Origin of the sequence: Ruegeria sp. HKCCA5463 (assembly GCF_013034175.1) — a bacterium.
In the GTDB taxonomy this organism is placed as follows: domain Bacteria; phylum Pseudomonadota; class Alphaproteobacteria; order Rhodobacterales; family Rhodobacteraceae; genus Ruegeria.
On the sequence record NZ_WQFL01000015.1, the window covers coordinates 25,038 to 43,674 of the forward strand.

Sequence of the window (18,637 nt, forward strand, 5' to 3'; positions counted from 1 at the left end):
AAGAACCAAAAGGAAGCTGTCTTGTTGGCAAGTTGGCCGGTCAACGCTTTGCCTTGGCTCGTATTCTGAATTTGATCAGCCTGTGCATCTTTGCTTTGCGCTTCGAAATACTTGTGTTCGCTCGAATTCTCACAACCTTCCGAGGGTTATGCAACAAAAAATATTGCATTATGACCGAAAGCCCACAAAAGTGGATTTCGAAACCTAGTCGGGTCGTCGGATGTCCAAAACTAAAACGCGCGGCAAAATGTCTGAAAAGAACCACAGCCGGGTAAAGAAATCCGACCGGCGCCAGCAGATATTGCTGGAACTGAAGCTGCGCCCGCACGTTCGCATCAACGAACTGGCGCAGCGGTTCAACGTCTCCACCGAGACGGTTCGCAGAGACTTCGATGCTCTGTCGAATGATGGCTTGATAGCGCGGGCACACGGGGGAGCATCGGCCGCCGCGCAAGGGCACTATCCGGGTTTGGATGAGCGAACAAACGCACAGGTTGAGGAACGCGAACGGATAGGTGCCACAGCGGCAGAACTGATCCAGAGCGGTGAAACGGTCATGATCGATTCCGGCTCGACCACAATCGAAATGGCACGTGCACTGGCTTATATTGGCACATCCTGCACCGTAATCACCAATTCCATTCCCGTAGCCATGACCCTTGGCCATGGGGCTGCACAAGTGCTGTTATGCCCGGGGGAATACTTGGCAACTGAGTCTGCAACGATCGGAACCGAGACGCTGGAGTTTCTGTCCCGTTTCAACGTCGACAGGTGCATGATCGGTTCCTCGGGGTTTTCGACCGATGGACCTTCAGAAACAGTGCGCGGCTTTGCGGCAATAAAGAGGGCAATGCTGTCGCGCGCCCAGAAACGGCACCTTCTTGTTGATTCCGGGAAATTCGGCCGGAAAGGCCTGTCTCAAGTGGGGGGCCTTGACGACCTGCATTCAATAATCACCGACAAAAAACCAACAGGAGAATTGCATAACGCCATTGAAGGCGCCCGGGTCGACGTTCTCGTCGCCGGGTAGATATGAAATGACTGATTAACGGCGGATAAAAAGCACCGCACTTGACTGGGAGGAAAACATGAAGATCGATATCAAACTATTGCTTGGGGCATCTGCAATCGCGCTCATGTCGATAAGTGGAACGGCGTCGGCGCAGGATTGTCCACGCGGTGACTTGGACGAGCGTTTTTGTGATGCCGACGGTGATTTGATCGCGGATATCCCCACAGACCCTTCCGAGCAGATAGATCCGGACACTTTGATTTTTGCCTATACGCCGGTTGAAGATCCCGCCGTATACAAAACCGCGTGGTCAGATTTTCTTGACCATTTGAAAGCGGAAACTGGCAAGGACGTCGTCTTTTTCCCTGTTCAAAACAACGCGGCCCAGATCGAGGCGATGCGTTCGGGGCGTTTGCACATTGCAGGCTTCAATACCGGTTCCAACCCACTGGCGGTAAACTGCGCCGGGTTCCGCCCCTTCACGATCATGGCTTCGAAGGACGGAAATTTTGGTTACGAGATGGAGATCATCACCTATCCAGGTTCGGGCATCGAAAAGGTCGAAGACATCAAGGGGAAGCAACTGGCTTTCACATCGCCTACATCCAACTCGGGATTCAAAGCGCCCTCGGCGATCCTGAAAAGCGATTTTGATCTTCTGCCAGAACGCGATTTCGAACCTGTCTACTCGGGCAAGCACGACAACTCGATCCTGGGTGTCGCCAACAAGGATTACCTGGCGGCTTCGATCGCGAATTCGGTAAAATCCCGGATGATCTCGCGCGATGTGATCAAGGAAGATGATGTCGTTACGATCTACAAGTCGCAGACCTTCCCGACCACAGGGTTTGGGACCGTTTACAACCTGACGCCCGAGTTGCAGGAAAAAATCCGCAACGCGTTTTTCAATTTCGAATGGGAAGGCACGACACTGGAGGCGGAGTTCTCGAAATCGAACGAAGGCCAATTCCTCGAGATGACCTATCAGGAATTTTGGGACGTCATTCGTAAAATTGACGCGGCAAATGGCGTCTCTTACGCCTGCCAGTAATTTTTGGCTCAACCGGCGGGCCTGAAAGGGCCCGCTGTTCACCCTAATCTGGGGCATTTCATGCTGCGTCTTCAAAAGCTGACGAAAACATACAAGACCGGAGATCAGGCGCTGAAGGCCATCGATCTTGAGGTTCCAAAAGGACAGGTTCTGGCGTTGATCGGGCCCTCGGGCGCGGGCAAATCTACCATGATCCGTTGCATCAACCGCTTGGTTGAACCTTCAAGTGGCGGTGTCCTTCTGGATGACGTTGACGTGACCAAGCTCGGATCGGGCGCGCTGCGGAAAGCACGCCGCGAAATGGGTATGATCTTTCAGGAATATGCTTTGGTTGAACGCCTCACTGTGATGGAAAACGTATTGTCCGGCAGGTTGGGATACGTGGGATTCTGGCGCAGCTTCCTAAGACGGTATCCGCAATCGGATGTGGACGAAGCCTTCCGCTTGCTCGATCGGGTGGGGCTGTTGCACATGGCGGACAAACGGGCGGATGAACTGTCAGGTGGTCAACGCCAAAGGGTGGGCATCTGCCGCGCCTTGATTCAAAACCCGAAACTGTTGCTGGTTGATGAGCCAACTGCGTCGCTGGACCCCAAAACCAGCCGTCAGATAATGCGGCTGATCACCGAGTTATGTCAGGAACGCGGATTGGCAGCCATCATCAATATCCATGATGTGGCGCTCGCTCAGATGTTTGTTCCGCGCGTCGTGGGGCTCCGATTTGGCGAAATTGTGTATGATGGGCTTCCCTTCGGCCTTACCCCTGAGAAGCTGACCGAGATCTATGGGGAAGAAGACTGGGAAGCAACCATCGAAAAAGTGGACGAAGATGAAGATGTCGAGGCCGCAGAATGAGCCATCGAGAACTGGACGACATGCTGGGAAAAGGCTGGCGTAAACCTGCCTTTGTCAAGAACCCAGTGCTCCGCTGGGCATTGCTCCTTGGATTTTTCGCCTACCTGATCGCAGCCTTTATGACCATCGAAGTCGATTGGGGTCGTGTCTATGAAGGGCTGGATCGCGGCTGGGCGTTTGTGCTTGCATTCACCAGCCCAGACTTCATTTCACGGTGGTCAGATATTTGGAGCGGCCTTCTGGAGAGTATCGTGATGACCGTGGCCGCGTCGGTCGTGGGTATCCTGATATCGATCCCGATTGGGCTGGGGGCTGCACGCAACATCGCGCCATTGCCAGTCTATATGATTTGCCGAGGCATTGTTGCGATAAGCCGGGCATTGCAAGAGATCATCGTTGCCATATTGCTTGTGGCGATCTTCGGCTTTGGCCCGTTGGCCGGATTTCTGACGCTTTCCTTCGCCACCATAGGGTTTCTTTCGAAACTTCTGGCCGAAGATATCGAAGCCATGGACAAGGTTCAGGCCGAGGCGATCAAGGCCTCTGGAGCGCGTTGGCCACAATGGATCAACTATGGAGTTCAGCCGCAAGTGATGCCGCGACTTGTGGGCCTTTCCATGTATCGGATCGACATCAACTTCCGGGAAAGCGCGATCCTCGGGCTCGTGGGGGCTGGCGGAATTGGTGCGACTTTGAACACCGCATTCGACCGCTATGAATACGACACCGCGGCGGCCATTCTCATTCTGATCATCGGCATCGTGATGGCTCTGGAATACCTTTCGGGAATTATTCGAGCGAGGGTTCAGTGATGCCGATACTTGAACGCGACGATGCGCAAATCTGGCGTCGCCGGACAACAGGTCAGAGCTTGGTTCGTTGGTTCGGCTGGCTGTTGGGCGTGGCGATCTTTGTGTACTGCTGGCAGCTGATTTCGGAATCGACCACTTGGTTTTTCGTCTGGGACGCGCCCCGCATCGCCAATGATATCTGGACCCGGGCAACGCCTCCCAAATGGGAGTACATCACCCAACTGGGCCGCCCGATTTGGGACACTCTGAACATTGCCACCCTGGGAACAATCATCGCCCTATGCATGGCAGTGCCCGTTGCCTTTTTGGCGGCCCGCAACACCACGCCGTCGGCTTTGTTCATACGGCCGATTGCCCTGTTGGTCATTGTCTCGACTCGCTCTATCAACTCGTTGATCTGGGCGCTTCTTCTGATCGCGATTATTGGTCCCGGAGTGTTCGCCGGTGTCATAGCAATTGCCATTCGTTCAATCGGGTTTTGCGCAAAGCTTCTTTACGAAGCGATTGAGGAGATTGATCACACGCAGGTCGAAGCAATAACGGCAACCGGTGCTTCACGCTGGCAGGTCATGGCCTATGGGATCGTACCGCAAATCCTGCCCGCGTTTGCAGGCATTGCCGTTTTTCGATGGGATATAAACATCCGCGAATCCACGGTGCTCGGGCTGGTTGGTGCTGGTGGCATTGGGTTGCAATTATCGGCTTCGCTCAACGTTCTGGCTTGGCCACAAGTCAGCCTGATCCTGATTGTCATTCTCGTCGCGGTTATGATCAGCGAATGGGTTTCGGCGAAAGTACGAGGGGCCATCATTTGACCGGTTTCTCTGTGCAAGAAGCTTTTGACGCCTACGAGGCTGTGCGACATCGCCTGCCGCAAACCAGATCTACTGAATTGAACTATCGCCAGGCGGACACGCTGGAGGACATAGCTCATGAGTTTGACGTGTTCCTCCTCGATGCTTTCGGGGTTCTCAATATTGGCGATACGGCAATCCCGGATACGCCAGAACGGGTCAGGTCGCTGACAGCCGCTGGCAAACGTGTTCTGATCGTGTCGAATGCCGCCGGGTTTCCCCACGCAACTCTTATGGAGAAGTACAATAGGCTTGGTTACGATTTCGCACCACAAGACGTGATCACCAGCCGGGCCACGTTGTTGTCTGAACTGAACGGCCAAAGTGATTTGCAGTGGGGGTTGATGGCGGCTCCCAGTGCCGGCCTTCGCGATCTGGAGGGGCTGAAACTGTCCTATCTGGAGGATGACCCGAAGCCCTACGAAACCGTCGACGGGTTCTTGTTGATCGGGTCAGCGGTTTGGACTGAAGCACGACAAGCCATGTTGGAGGCCACTTTGCAAGAGCGTCCCCGCCCGGTATTGGTCGGCAACCCTGACATTGTCGCTCCGCGCGAGTACGGTTTTTCCAAGGAACCCGGTCTTTACGCGCACCGGCTAGCAGACCGGACAGGCGTCGCCCCTCAGTTCTTTGGAAAGCCTTTTGCCAATATCTATGATCTTGCTTTCCAATGTCTCGGGCACATCGACAAGTCTCGGGTTCTGATGGTGGGCGACAGCCTGCACACCGACATACTGGGCGCACGAGAAGCAGGCATAGCTTCCGCCCTCATCTCGGGATACGGTTTCTTCGCAGGGCATGATGTTAAAGCAGCGATCATAAAGGCAGGGATAGTCCCAAACTTTGTCGTAAGCCGGCCTTGATTCTAAGGCGTCACCCTTAGATGCGTTTTCCTGTTAACGCTTACTCGTATGTCGGCTGACACCGCGTGGCAAACATGCCGACCATATACATGCAGTGCCACGTGTGAGCGGCGGCTTTGGAAAACTTCTCCGCAACCACAGAACTCTGAACTCATGTCTGGATTGGACTGTTATCACACATCCCAACAAACTGACGTATCGGCCGCTTTGACCGCAATTCGCAGCATATCTCAATCAGGTTCACGGCCTCAGTCCACAGCGGGTTTCAGAAACCGTGTACTTTTTCCATTAGCTTTTTATGGGTTCTTTCGGGACCGTTCACAAGTCGCCGTCTATCTCATCGAATCAAGTCCCCGAACCAGCGACCGCGCGCACCGTCGCCGCGCAGCCGTTTCTTGAACCGATCAAACGCGATGAGCACCATGTCCTCAAATGTCGGGTCGTTCGGGTTGTTTTCTGCATCAAGACGCCGGAGCTCAAGTTCCGCAATCGGATCGTCGTCGCGTTCCGTATTAGAGGACCATTTTTTCGTTCTGTGCGCGCATCAAACAGGGACATGTCAGGGAAAGATCCAATCCCCCATCCTGGCGCTTGCCGTTGTCTTAGAACCGATAGAACCAGCGACTGCCGTTCTGCGACTTCTTGAGAAAGAGCCCGCCACCGTATTGAACAACGATACAAAGCGCGGCATTTATTACCTGCGCTGCTGATAGTCGGTTTACGTCTCTTGCTTTAACTGCCCCACACTTGCGGCGCGGTGCTTTCCCAAATTCTGTTGCAGTGTCCTGCAGGTGACGGACTAATTTAATAGTAATATTAATGTTTTAGGGTCTATATGCAGCATGTTGTACAAGCCGCATCGTGCTCACCGCCCGTACCAAAAAGAATAAGAAAAATGCCGTGACTTATGTGTGCGTGGCAGAACGCACGGGAGCTGCAAAGCCCCCCATAATACTCTGCTGTGCAACTATGCTTAAACCGGAAACCCCAATTGTCGGATCAGTTTCCAAATGTCCCTGTTCGCGGCTGACAGCTGATCAACGACTGCTTCGATCTGGAGCAGCGCGTTGTCGTCCACGGTATCTTCGCGGCCGAGTTTTATGTCGGTTTTGCGGTCAGCGATCCGCATAAGGATCGTTTTCGGGTTTCCGCTTTCAGGGTCGAAGGAATAGATGCAATGGTTGTACTTGTTGCGGATGCCAGAAAGCTTGGCCAGCCTTTGCGTATGTTCAAGGATCGGATCTCGGAGCTGGGCAGGGCGCCCTTCCATTTTTGCAAGTCTTTCAACCAGATCTATTCGCGCGCGGGTGGTGTTCAAAGTCAGAAAGATGATTACGGCCACGTCCTTGGACGTTCCAGTCAGGCCGGCGATCAGATGGATCAGCAGGCTCTCGGTGTTTGTCCACATGTAGTTCAGCCTGCCGACCAAAAGGATCAGGCGGTCGAACCGGGCTTCAAAGGGATCAGTCAAGGGCGGTCTGCTGCGCCTCATGAGGCGCAACCTCGAAATAGAAATGAGCAGCCGCCGTCCGGTTGCTGACACCGATCTTTCCGACAACGTTATGCATGTGCAGCTTGACCGTGTGTTCCGTGATGCCCAGCTTGGCCGCAATCAATTTGTTGCTTTTGCCTTCTGAGACCAGTTGCAAAACCTGTTTTTCGCGGCGTGTCAGCTTGGAGTACTGTGCGTGCCGATCCGCGCCGTTGGATGTAATGGCTTCCCGTTGCCGTGGTCTCTCGGGCGCGCGCTGACAGGGGGTTGAAACACAGTCAGCCAGAAAGCTGGGAAGATAAAGTTCCTCGTGCATCAGCAGTCTGAGGATGGCGCGCCACGCGTCCGGTGCCACGTTCATCGGTAGAAAGCCGACATCTCCAAACTGCAGGCGGTTCCAGCCTTCGAACAGGTGCCGGGCCGATTCCTCTTTGCGATAGGCGAAGGCAAGACAGCCGGAACCTGCACTTTTGGTGTATGCATCTGGGCGCGCCAACAGGTCTTCGATCAACATTTGATCCACGACGACGATCTTGCCGCTGTCCGGAACACTTGTACGCATCGCCTCGAGTGTTTCGAAGCGAAAAGCGCGGACACCAAATTCGGTTTGAACGCTTCTTAGGGTTTGATTTGAATAGAATAGTTCTTTCCCGAGGAAGACAATCGAAAAATCTTCTGAATAAAGACTCTGATTGCCAGATTCATTGTTCAAAGACTCACTCATTATATTCCCTCACAAAACGGGGTTAACCGGAAATGGCTTTATCGAAATGGAATTACCGGTGTAAAAGTAGTTAACTAATCAAAGAATTACGTGAGGTTTATTGTAGCTGAGAACGTGATTTTCTACAACCAGACGGTATAGTTCAAGTGCCTTAGATATAGAACTATTGTTTAGGTTTTTCGGTGTGGCATTGTGTAACCAGCGGAAACAATTGCATTATTTTTTTATTGCTTTCTTAATTTAGAACTTTTTGATCCAGCCCGGCGAAAGTTCCGGAATATTCTTAAAATAATAATAAAAACCAACATCTTATTCTCATCAGAACTTTCAGTTAGCTAGTCGCACGCGTGCGTCGCTGCGAACATGGACAGGCTTTAATTGTGAAAGCGTCTGTCCCTGCCGCGCCCGTTCCTTGCGCATTTCAGCATCGATTGTGAACGGCCGCGTATTCGGCTTAGCCGGGAAAGGAGGTGGCCTCAGAAAAACTACCGTGAACCGCATTCAGCGTGCTTGAACGCTGTGCGGGTATTTCAGTTTCAATCACGCCCGTTGCCGCTTTGTAGATGAATGGCGGTCAGGCGTTCCATAAATGGGAATTTGTTATGAGACGTAACGTAAACAATACAAACGTAACGACCGTTGATGAAATCGTTGTCGAAAACCTGGATGCTCCGGTGGATGTTGAAATTCAGGTTGATGAGGCTCTTGTCGAAGCCGATGTGACTGCGCAGCAACAGCAGCAGGACCAGAATGTAGAGAACGCCAACGAACAGGGTCAGGATCAGGGTCAGGACCAAGGCCAGGATCAAGACCAGGGTCAGGATCAGGACCAAGGTCAGGATCAGGACCAGGGTCAGGATCAAGACCAGACGCTTAATGCCGGCGACAACACCAACGACAACTCCAACAGCAACTCAATCAATATCGATTTCGGCGGCGGTGAGTGGATTCCGCGCGACGATGATCAGGTTGATCTGGACCTCGGCGATTCGGCGACAGTGGGTGACGTGATCACTGCTGGTCGCGATCTGACCTATGATCCAGGCGATGACATGAATCTGGATATCTCGATGGACGGCGCCGGAACGGCAATGTCATCCGTGAACAGCCAGGTCGCCAGCCTGAGCGACGACGACACGCTTGATTCACCGACCGTATCCAACAACGCCGACTTCACCCAGAACGGCGATGCCAATGGTGGCACGGCAACTGCGGCTGAAGGTATCAGCTCGGATGCCGGCGGTGGAAAATCGGGCGACGGTGGAACCAGCTACGGTGGCGCGGCCGATTCATCAACCTTGGGCAGCCACGCGTGGGCTGACGGTGGCGATACCGGCAGTGCGGATGCCGATTCCAGCGCTGGTCGGGGCGGATCGACCGGTGACGCAAGCAATGCCAGCAATGGTGTTGGTATGGCGGGCGCGGGATCCGACGGTGACAGTGCCGGTGGAGATGGCGGTGCCGCAGATGGCTCAGCCTCGTCCGACAATGATGGCAGCACAAGTGCCGATGGCAGCGGAACCGGTGGAGCCGGCGGCAGCGCGGATTCGTTTGGTTTGGGTCTGGGCCTTGGTCTGTCCGGTTCGAACGCAGCCGGTAACGCAAACGGCGGCGACAGCGATTCCGACTCGACCGGAACCGGGACCGGAACGGCGGACAACGCTGCGGATGCGTCTGGTGCGGACGGTGGCGACGGTAATGCTGCGGCAGATGGTTCGGCTTCGAACACAAGCGACAGCAACACTGATGCAAATGATGCCACTGCGGGTGACAACACTGCGGACGGCTCTGCTGACAGCGGGGCAGACAGCTCGGCTGACGGCTCTGGCGGAACCGGAACCGGTGGTGACGGATCCGGCGGTGACGGCACTGGTGGTGACGGCACCGGTGGCGACGGCACCGGCGGCGACGGCGAAGGCGGATTCGGCGCGATGGTCGAAGCTGCAATCATGGCTCTGCAGGAAGAGCTGGGCATGATTGACGCCGAAGCGGGCGAAGGCGGCGACGGAACCGGCGGTGACGGCACCGGTGGCGACGGCACGGCCGGCGACGGTTCAGGTGGCGACGGCTCGGGCGGCGACGGCTCCGGTGGGACCGCTGACGCGGATTCCGATGCTCAGGGTGTTGGCGATCAGTCGGCAAGCGGGCCGGATATCGACCAGAGCCCGGGCGACGTGAACGGCGCGGCCAGCAACTCGCAAGACACCGACGGCAGCGGCGGTGACGGCGGGTCGAACGCAGCAGATGGCGCAGCGGATGCGGCCGGTACCGGAACATCGGCTGCCGACGGTGACGGCGGCGCGGGCGGTAGCACAACGCCAACATCATCGTCTACCGGCAACGGAGCCGGGTCTGCCGACGCGGCCAATACCGCAGGCAACGGCGGAGCTGCCGACATCTTCGGAGACGCCGACACAAACGGTGCGGCTGACAGCTTGGCCGAAGCAATTGCCGGATACGGCGGCGAAGGCAGTTCCGACAATGATGCCACATCGACTGGGTCGGGCGACGCAGCTGGTGCGGCTGACTCGGGCAACGGTGGTGCCGGTGGCGCATCCGCCGCGAACGGTGGAACCAGCGGAGCTTCGATGGGCACTGCAACGTCAGGCGATACCATGGGTGGCATGATCACCGGTGGTAACGGTGGCGGCGCCTATTCAGGTGACGGTGGTGCCGGCGGCAATGGTGGTGCCTGGGGCGCGAACAATGGTGGCGATGGCATCGTGACCGGTGAGTCCTATGCATCGGCGGCAGCTGTCGTTGATACGTCTGCGTTCAACCAGTCGATCATTATGGGCGCCAACGTCCTGGGCAACACGGTCGATACGACCATGGTGGGTGGTTCGATGAACATGTCCCACGCCAGCGACGACACGGACGTTTAAGTCAAAAGGCGGGGCTCGCATTTTCGGGCCTTGCTACCTTTCGAAAATGCCGGGGCCGCAAAACGCGGCCCCGGCCCAACTGAACCCAAAGCGGAAATTTCGAGCCGCCGCGGGCAAAAAGGATAACCGACATGGCACTTGACGGTATTACGGAAACGATAGCGCATTTTGTTGGAACTTTTGAGCTTACGATAGAACAAGCCCGCCTGAGGGATCAGTACGAAGAATTCAGCGCCCTGAGGCGTAAAGCCGAAATAGACGGGCTTGACGAGCCTACCTCGATCAACATCAAAGCTGATCTGGATGTCCCGGCGGGCGAATACAAAGCCCTGCCATTCAATTTTCTTCCCTCTCAACCAGAACTTCCGTTGCCGAAGGCTCCTGTCGGGCCGGTGCATGAGTCGGTCATCATCCTCAATGGTGACAGCGCGGAATCCACGCGATTTGTTCCAGACAGCGTATCCGGCCCGTCTTCTGCACCGGAACTGATTATTCTGCGACCGGATACGGTGCCGCTGGGTTCGGCAATGACGTTCACCGTGCAAAAGGTGGTCATGCGCGACAACGACACGGTGGGGGAAGGGGACTTTCGCGATACCGAGGCGCTGATCGCCCAGGGCGAAGAGATGATGGACATGGCGCTGTCGCTTCATGCCATGGCAGCCCCTTCGCTTTCGCTCGCGGATTACAAGTCGACCGAAATGCTCGAGGCGCTGGCCGAACAGATGTTGGCCCCGGCAAACGCGAATATCGACGGGGTCACGGTACATCAGTTTCATGGCAATGATGCGTTGGGGGTGATCGTAAACGGTAAGTACGTTGACGAAGCACCGGTATGGACAGACATCCTGCCTGCGTTCCATCAGCCGGATGAAGCCGGAGAGGATGAGGCAGAGGCCATGCTTCCGGCCGAGTGGGATCAGTCGAAAGATCCTGACTTTGACGACGGACACCTGGTCGTGACCGGAGGGAACCTTGCGATCAATGCTGTCTCGGCATCTGTAGGTTGGGTTGATGCCCCCTATATCGCCGTCGGAGGGCAGGCGATCAGCCTGACCGCCATCAGCCAGGTTGCGCTTGTGTCAGATTGGGATGTGGGGGCACCGGGAACGGGCAGCGGCACCAATGTGATTCAGTCCTCGAAGATCGAAGTCGAAGGCCGAGATGCCCCCTGGCTGGACAATGGCGCCGGAACAACCGGACAGCCTGACTTCATCGTTGTGGATTGGGTCCACGGTGATCTGGTTGTGGCCAACTTCGTCAAGCAAGTTATCGACGCCACGGATATCGACAACATACAGACCGAGATTTCGGCCGCATCGACCTTGTACGCGCTGGGCGACAACGAAATGTTCAATGTCACCGACATCGTGCAGCTGGGCAGTTTTTACGACCTGATCATGATCGACGGGAATATGATTTCCGTGGACATGTTGTACCAGACCAACGCCCTGATGGATGACGATATCATCAGCGGCGGTATGCCCGGCGCAATGGCCGGAGATGATGAAAACGTGATCATGAATGACGCGTCGGTCAAAACGGTAGGCGCAGATACTCATCAGGATTTGCAGCAGAACCTGTCCGACGCCATGGCGCTTGATCAAACGGATATCGATGCGTTGGAGAACGCGCTGCTCAACGATCCCTTGTTTGCAGGGATGGAGCAGTTGCGCGTGCTCAAGATCGACGGAGACTTGTTGCAGGTGAACATCGTTGAACAGGTCACCATGATGCTGGATCAGGATCAAATTGACCTGTCCGGTCCCAGTGCCGCCGATACCGATGTCGTCGCAGGCAGCAACGCCCTTTTGAACTCCGTCAATCTGACCAAAACGGGTGTGGATTCGACGGTCATGGCCGCTGACGGATCTTATTCTGACCTGCTGCTTCATCAGGCCAGCCTGATTGACGTGCCGGACAACCAGGAAATCACAGATATGACCAACGAGGCGATCGCCGCAATCATGGCGGACATGTCTGTGCCGCAACCGGATGCCGCCCTGGCACTGCACGCACAATCCACTGACACAACGACACCAGATGACGGCCTGCAATCCATGCTGGCCTGACCCCCCCAAGTTTTTATCGAGTGACCAGAAGGTTTGTATATGTCGATTGTTTTTTCGTCGCGCCGCCCACTCTTATCCAGTCCCCTGGACAGGCAGGGCGGTTTGGGCCCGAAGCGCCAGCGCGCAGACGGTGGGGCAGATCCAGCGACACGACGGGCCAAAGCCCGGTTGCACCTGACGCAGGAGATGCGCGTGTCGGTGTCAGATCCAGATTCGCCGGTTGAAACCGAACTACCACAGCAATCCGAAGACCAAAAACGCTCACGCGAACAACGGCGCGCTGATCCTCCCCGTCAGCGTGCGCAGCCGCAACCCGCGCAAGATGAAGAGCCGGCGGGTGGCGGCAATGGGGTGGCCGACGCCGACGGCCCGGATCCGGCATCCGCCGGGGACTCGACTGCGCGCAAGACCCCCTCTGCACGCGCATCCGGTGAGAACGGCATAGGCACCACGATCGAGGCCAAGGCAAACCAGCCACTGTTGCAAACGAATTCCGGCGGCGGTGATGGGAACGGGCCACCCCAAACCTTCCACAAACGCACCCCGCCCGAAGATTTCCAGCGCACGTTGCGCGTTTCGATGCGGGCGATCCGGCGCAATCTTGCGTTTGTTCTGGTCCTGACCTGCGCCACGAACATCCTGATCCTGGCGATCCCGATCTATCTGTTCCAGATCAGTGACCGTGTTCTGACCAGCCGGTCGCTGGACACGCTGATCATGCTGACGGCCATCGTTGCAGGGGCGGTGATCTTCCAGTCTGCTTTTGATGCGGTGCGGCGGTTCATGCTCATGCGGACCGGGGTCGAAGTGGCGGCCCGGCTGGGCGCACCGGTTCTGAGCGCGGCGGCCCATGCGTCGCTGCACGGAAACGGGCGCGAGTATCAGACATTGGGCGATCTGCAACAGCTTCGTGGTTTTCTGGTCTCGGGCACGCTGCTTTCATTTCTGGACGTGCCGTTTGCACCGCTGTTCATTCTGATGATCTTCCTTGTGCATCCGCAACTGGGCATGATCGTGGTGGTTACTGCGTTGATTCTTATGACGATTGCACTGATCAACCAGAAAACGACTGCCAAGCCGTTTGCCGAGGCCAACAAGGCACAGTCCATGGCGAACCTGCATCTGGATTCGATGTCTCGCAACAGTCAGATTATTAATGCTCTGGCAATGATCCCCGAGGCCGTGCGGATCTGGGGGCGGGATACTGCCCAATCCCTGACCTGGCAGGTGCGGGCACAGGACCGCAACGTGATCTTCGCTGCAATCTCGCGCGCCGTTCGCCTTTTGACGCAGATCGGAATTCTGGGTTGGGGCGCGTTTCTGGCGCTGCAAGGAGAGATCACAGGCGGTATGGTGATTGCGGCCTCGATCATCGCCGGGCGTGCCTTTGCGCCGATTGAAGGTTCGATTGAAGGATGGAACAGCTATCTGCTGACGCGCGGAGCCTACGGCCGGATCAAGGCGCTGCTGTCGACCTCGGCCCTGCAATACGAAAAACTGCGCTTGCCACGGCCCGAAGGTCGTCTGGATGTCGAACGTCTGCTCTATGTACCGGGCGGAACCAAACGCGTGGTTCTGAACGGCATCACGTTCTCGCTGGTTCCCGGCGAAACTTTGGCCATCATCGGCAATTCCGGTGCCGGGAAAACCACGCTTGGGAAAACTCTGGTGGGATCCATTCTGCCCACATCGGGCAGCGTCAGGCTTGACTTGATGGACATCCGAAACTGGGACCCGCGCCAGTTTGGCGAAAGCATCGGCTACCTGCCGCAGGATGTTCAGCTGTTCCCGGGCACGATCAAGGACAATATCGGCCGGATGCGGGCGGATGCCACTGACGAACAGATCCACGATGCCGCCGTTCTGGCCGATGTTCATAACATGATTGCAACGTTGCCGCAGGGATATGAGACCGTGGTGGCGGCTGATGGCTCGCCTTTGTCCGGTGGTCAGAAGCAGCGTATCGCACTGGCACGGGCGTTCTTCGGCAACCCCAGAATGGTTGTGCTGGATGAACCGAATTCAAATCTCGACGTCGCGGGCGACAAGGCGCTGGCATGTGCAATCGAACAGGCACGTCAAAGCAAGATCACCGTTGTCGTCATTACGCAGAAGCCAACGTTGTTGAATGTTGTCGACAAGATCATGCTGCTGACGGATGGGCGTGTGGCCCTGTTCGGTCAGCGTGATCAGGTTCTTCAGCAGATCAACGGGCCGCGCAAGCAGACTGGAATTGAAGGCCAGCAGGGGGGCTGACCATGAATGACCTCGTACCTGTGAACAACTCATCCAATGAACCAGAAGTCTGGTATGCTGAGGTTCCGCGCTCGATCAACAGGTTGATAGTGATCGGGGTGGTCTTGCTTGTCGTTTGCTTCGGCGGTTTCGGGGTCTGGTCGTTCAGTGCCCCGCTGGCCGCAGCGGTCATCGCGCAAGGCAGCTTTGTGGCCACGGGCCGAAACAAGATTGTCCAACATCTTGAAGGTGGTATCATCGAAGACATCAAGGTTGTGGAAGGTCAGGCGGTTCAGGCAGGTCAGGTGTTGATGACCCTGGACCAGACCTCGGCCCAGGCCAATGAGCGTGAATTGCATATTCGCAAGCTGCGCCTTCAGGCCATGACCGAGCGGTTGCTGGCCGAGTACGGGGAACGCGACCGCCTCGTGTTTTCGCAGGCGCTTGTCGAAGCATCCGAAGATCCTGAAATAATGGCCATTCTGGATGGTCAAAAGCTCAGCTTTGATGTGTCGCGCAAGACGCTGCTGAATGACTTGGCTTTGCTGGAGCGCAATATGGAAGCGCTGAAAATCCGATCCAGCGGATTTGAGGCGCAACTGGACAGCATGGCCCGGCGCGCCGAGATATTGCAGGAGGAATTTGAGGCCAAAAGCCAGCTGTTCGAAAAGGGCCTTGTCCGCAAAGGGGAGTTGAACACGATCCGTCGTGTTCAGGCCGAAGCCGAAGGTCAGCAGGCCCGGTTGCAGGCGGAAGCCGCTGAAATCAACCAGATGCTGCTGAAATATGACGAACAGATCGCGCGTACGCGGTCCGCCTATCGTGAGGCCGCACTGGATGAACTGGGCGCGATCGAAGCCGATCTGGAAAGCGTGCGTGAAAAATCCCGACAGGCGCGCAGTGTTCTTGACCGGGCCGTGGTGCGTGCGCCGGTAACCGGAACGGTGGTGCGATTGCATTATCACACGCCGGGCGGTGTGATTGAGACCGGGGAACCGATAGCTGAAATCCTGCCCGCAGATGCGCCCCTGATCATTGAGGCACAGATTCCGCGTACCGAGATTGACAGTGTCGTCACGGGGCAGACCGCCACAGTCCGCCTGATCGCGTTGAACCAACGCACGACGCCTGTTTTGTATGGCGAGGTTTTCTATATCTCGGCCGATGCGCTGCTTGAGGATTCGACCGGTGTTCCGCAGGAAGTCTATCTGGCACGAGTCTCACTGACCCCGGATGAGTTGCAGCGCGTGCGCGGCTTTGTTCCGACACCGGGGATGCCCGCAGAAATCATGATCCAGACCGAAGAGCGCACCTTTGCGGCCTATATCGCCAAACCGGTATCAGACAGCATGTCGCGCGCGTTTCGCGAGCAGTAACACGCGCGTTTCCTTCCATGTCTACACCTTCCAAAATTCGCATGTTAACCTCTGCGCGGTGACGTGAAGGAGAAATCGCATGCCGGTGACGGTGAAAGAGATGATGGAAGCGGCCAACGCGGTGGTCGAGCGTATCGATGCGGCCAAGGCAAAGGCGATGACCGAACAGGGGGCGCTGCTGTTGGACATTCGCGATGCGAATGAGCTGGAACAGACGGGCCGCGCCGTCGGAGCGCATCATATACCCCGCAGCATGCTGGAGTTTCGGGCAGAGGATGCATTGCAATCACATGACCCTGAACTGCGCAAGGATCGCCCCATCGTGTTGTACTGCGCATCAGGCGGGCGCGCGGCTTTGGCCGGAAAACTCCTGAAGGATATGGGATACCAGAGGGTGTACAATCTTGGTGGATTGACGGACTGGGTGAATGGGGGCGGTGAAATCGCCAAATCCTAGCTTCGGAACCGTCTGAAACTGACACAAATCAAAGTACAACACATTCGAATCGTGAAATATTTGGCCGGAAGCCATCAAAAGGAAAGCCCGGCCATGTTTCGCCTTGCCGCTATGCTGTATTCACTGATTGCAACTGCTCTGTCTGGTTCGGCCGTAATCGCCGTGCTGTCGGCCGGAATGGTGTCCGTCAGCGCAATTGTCGGCGCCGCGGCCGCGGGGGCCGTAATCGCCGCTCCGGCATCCTGGATGGTGGCAAGGCGGCTGTATCAAGGCGTTTGATCAGGCGTTCAGGAAGGTTCTGACGGCAGCTTCGAACTCGCGCGGTTTTTCGGCGTGCAGCCAGTGCCCGGCGCCGGGGATCTTGGCAAATCGCGCGCCGGGGAACAGTGCGCGGATTTTGGCCCGATGTTCCGGCAAGACGTAATCTGACTCGCCCCCCGACAGGAACAGCGCGGCGCCTTGCCACTGGGCGTCCAACTCGGGAAAGCCCATGATATTTGGCATCTGGTCCGCCAACACGTCCAGGTTCAGCAGCCAACGCTTTCCCTTGATGTCCAGCGATTGGGTAAAGAAGCTCTGCAATGCTTTTTCAACGCCTTGCTCGGCCAATTGTTGCTCGGCATCCGAGCGGCGTGCAATGCGCGAGAAGTCCACGGCACGCATGGCCTCGATGAATTGAATTTGGCTGTGCGTGTATTTCACCGGCGCAATATCTGCGACTACCAGTTTGTTCACCAGCGCGCCGTGTTGCAGCGCAAGTGTCATCGCGGCCTTGCCGCCCATTGAATGCCCAAGTACGTCTGCCGTCCCGCCGATCCGTTCGATGACCTCGGCGATATCCTGCGCCAGATGGGGATAGTCATGACAAGCGTCCCACGTGCTGTAGGCGTGGTTACGCATATCGACGGCCACAACCTGCCGCTGGTCTGATAGCCGTCTGGCAATCACGCCCCAGTTTCGGGCCGATCCATACAGGCCGTGGGCAATGACAAGGGGCGGTCGGGCGGTCGGTTCGCCATGTATGATGGTGTTCAGCATGTACCGCGTGATACAAGTCACCGCCGGAAACGACCAGCCCCATTGTAGGTCATAGACGCTGCCGCTAGATTGCCTCGGCAGGAGGCCACCAATGGCGCAGGACCCAGACATTCAGACCCGGATCGCCGAAACGGTTGTGTTGCTGCGCGCAAAGCTCGGGGTGCGCGACAAGACGCTCGAGGCATCAATCCGCAAGGCCAAGCGCCGACTGCCGCGGCGCGTCTACAAGCAGGCCTTGATTCTGGCCCGGGCCGAGGCGATGGCCTCTCATCCCAAATTGAGGCTGGTTCTGGACAACCCCAAGCTGATCGAGGCGTCCGACGTGGTGCAGGAACATCTGGGGTCCATCAATCTTGCGGATCGCAGATGGGGTTGGTTCCTTGGCCTGCTGGGGGGGCTGGCCTTCAACATGCTGGCACTGACGACTCTTTTGCTGGTTTTTCTGTGGTGGCGCGGCTTGATCTGAGCTTGGATTCTGGACAACGCGCCAAGGTCTGAACATGGCGCAAACCCCTGTGTGCGGTGACATCGAATGCACGGATTCGGTGTGACCAGCTGCGCGAAAGGCTGGTCGGGGCGAAAAAAAAGCGCGTATTGACCAGAATGGCTTGGGCGGCCGTGGGGCCCGGGACCTTGCCCAAAACACCGGATTTGCGTTGGGCGAGATCCAGAACGTTTTCAGGGATCTGACGCAAGAAAACGGCGCCTCATGGCGCCGTTCCGTGTTGGAGGATGGACCAGTTACAGGTTCGGATAGATCGGGAAGCGTGCGCAGAGGTCTGCGACTTCGGCTTTGACCTTAGCTTCGACGGCGCCGTTGTCGTCTTCGCCATTGGCAGCCAGGCCGTCGACCACTTCGATGATCCAGTCGGCGATCTGGCGGAATTCGACCTCGCCGAAGCCGCGGGTGG

The 18,637-nt window shown here is 56.7% G+C and carries 16 protein-coding genes and 1 pseudogene; 13 read left to right on the forward strand and 4 right to left on the reverse strand.

Features of this window, described 5'->3' with window-relative positions; genetic code table 11:
- The first annotated feature begins 220 nt into the window (after window positions 1-220).
- The 6 genes from GOW09_RS21255 to GOW09_RS21280 are packed head-to-tail and all read left to right on the forward strand — an operon-like array spanning window position 221 to window position 5,447.
- Complete coding sequence (locus tag GOW09_RS21255; RefSeq protein ID WP_171120777.1) at window positions 221-1,030, forward strand: DeoR/GlpR family DNA-binding transcription regulator; 810 nt, start codon at window positions 221-223, stop codon at window positions 1,028-1,030.
- Between the two features lie 58 nt (window positions 1,031-1,088).
- A complete protein-coding gene (phnD, locus tag GOW09_RS21260; protein ID WP_152457390.1) occupies window positions 1,089-2,063 on the forward strand; it encodes a phosphate/phosphite/phosphonate ABC transporter substrate-binding protein in 975 nt (324 codons plus the stop codon).
- A 60-nt stretch (window positions 2,064-2,123) separates the two neighbouring features.
- Window positions 2,124-2,918 (forward strand): phosphonate ABC transporter ATP-binding protein, encoded by a 795-nt coding sequence (gene phnC, locus GOW09_RS21265; protein ID WP_171120780.1) that lies wholly within the window; start codon window positions 2,124-2,126, stop codon window positions 2,916-2,918.
- A complete protein-coding gene (phnE, locus tag GOW09_RS21270; RefSeq protein ID WP_171120782.1) occupies window positions 2,915-3,730 on the forward strand; it encodes a phosphonate ABC transporter, permease protein PhnE in 816 nt (271 codons plus the stop codon). Before phnC ends, phnE (GOW09_RS21270) begins: the two co-directional genes overlap by 4 nt.
- Window positions 3,730-4,545, forward strand: a complete 816-nt coding sequence (phnE, locus tag GOW09_RS21275; protein WP_171120783.1) for a phosphonate ABC transporter, permease protein PhnE — start codon at window positions 3,730-3,732, stop codon at window positions 4,543-4,545. The genes phnE (GOW09_RS21270) and phnE (GOW09_RS21275) overlap by 1 nt, the downstream gene beginning before the upstream one ends.
- The gene (locus GOW09_RS21280; RefSeq protein WP_171120785.1) at window positions 4,509-5,447 is read left to right on the forward strand and encodes an HAD family hydrolase; all 939 of its coding nucleotides are present in this window, start codon (window positions 4,509-4,511) and stop codon (window positions 5,445-5,447) included. Before phnE (GOW09_RS21275) ends, GOW09_RS21280 begins: the two co-directional genes overlap by 37 nt.
- A 973-nt stretch (window positions 5,448-6,420) precedes the next feature.
- Here the strand turns inward: GOW09_RS21280 and GOW09_RS21285 are convergent.
- Window positions 6,421-6,918: a hypothetical protein gene (locus GOW09_RS21285; RefSeq protein ID WP_152457395.1), complete on the reverse strand. Its 498-nt coding sequence runs from the start codon at window positions 6,916-6,918 to the stop codon at window positions 6,421-6,423.
- Window positions 6,911-7,501: a response regulator transcription factor gene (locus GOW09_RS21290; protein WP_171120789.1), complete on the reverse strand. Its 591-nt coding sequence runs from the start codon at window positions 7,499-7,501 to the stop codon at window positions 6,911-6,913. The genes GOW09_RS21285 and GOW09_RS21290 overlap by 8 nt, the downstream gene beginning before the upstream one ends.
- A gap of 764 nt (window positions 7,502-8,265) precedes the next feature.
- Between GOW09_RS21290 and GOW09_RS21295 the strand changes: the two genes are divergently transcribed.
- The 6 genes from GOW09_RS21295 to GOW09_RS21320 all read left to right on the forward strand — a co-directional run bounded on the left by GOW09_RS21295 (window position 8,266) and on the right by GOW09_RS21320 (window position 16,967).
- Window positions 8,266-10,548, forward strand: a complete 2,283-nt coding sequence (locus tag GOW09_RS21295) for a hypothetical protein (protein WP_171120791.1) — start codon at window positions 8,266-8,268, stop codon at window positions 10,546-10,548.
- Window positions 10,549-10,679: 131 nt separating this feature from the next.
- Window positions 10,680-12,620, forward strand: coding sequence for a type I secretion protein (locus GOW09_RS21300; protein WP_171120792.1), 1,941 nt, complete (start codon window positions 10,680-10,682; stop codon window positions 12,618-12,620).
- A 39-nt stretch (window positions 12,621-12,659) separates the two neighbouring features.
- Entirely contained in the window at window positions 12,660-14,876 is a 2,217-nt protein-coding gene (locus tag GOW09_RS21305) for a type I secretion system permease/ATPase (protein WP_171120794.1), read from the forward strand.
- 2 nt (window positions 14,877-14,878) lie between these two features.
- Entirely contained in the window at window positions 14,879-16,231 is a 1,353-nt protein-coding gene (locus GOW09_RS21310; RefSeq protein WP_171120796.1) for an HlyD family type I secretion periplasmic adaptor subunit, read from the forward strand.
- A gap of 79 nt (window positions 16,232-16,310) precedes the next feature.
- On the forward strand, window positions 16,311-16,688 hold the full coding sequence (locus GOW09_RS21315; RefSeq protein ID WP_171120798.1) for a rhodanese-like domain-containing protein: 378 nt from the start codon (window positions 16,311-16,313) through the stop codon (window positions 16,686-16,688).
- A 93-nt stretch (window positions 16,689-16,781) separates the two neighbouring features.
- Complete coding sequence (locus GOW09_RS21320) at window positions 16,782-16,967, forward strand: hypothetical protein (protein WP_171120800.1); 186 nt, start codon at window positions 16,782-16,784, stop codon at window positions 16,965-16,967.
- Here the strand turns inward: GOW09_RS21320 and GOW09_RS21325 are convergent, their stop codons facing one another.
- The gene (locus GOW09_RS21325) at window positions 16,968-17,726 is read right to left on the reverse strand and encodes an alpha/beta fold hydrolase (protein ID WP_171120802.1); all 759 of its coding nucleotides are present in this window, start codon (window positions 17,724-17,726) and stop codon (window positions 16,968-16,970) included. It lies immediately after the preceding gene.
- 91 nt (window positions 17,727-17,817) lie between these two features.
- On the opposite strand from GOW09_RS21325, the gene GOW09_RS21330 reads away from it, so the two are divergent.
- Entirely contained in the window at window positions 17,818-18,192 is a 375-nt protein-coding gene (locus tag GOW09_RS21330; RefSeq protein ID WP_171120804.1) for a hypothetical protein, read from the forward strand.
- Window positions 18,193-18,467: 275 nt separating this feature from the next.
- Here the strand turns inward: GOW09_RS21330 and glyA are convergent.
- Window positions 18,468-18,637, reverse strand: a pseudogene (gene glyA, locus GOW09_RS22730) (serine hydroxymethyltransferase); the annotation flags it as partial.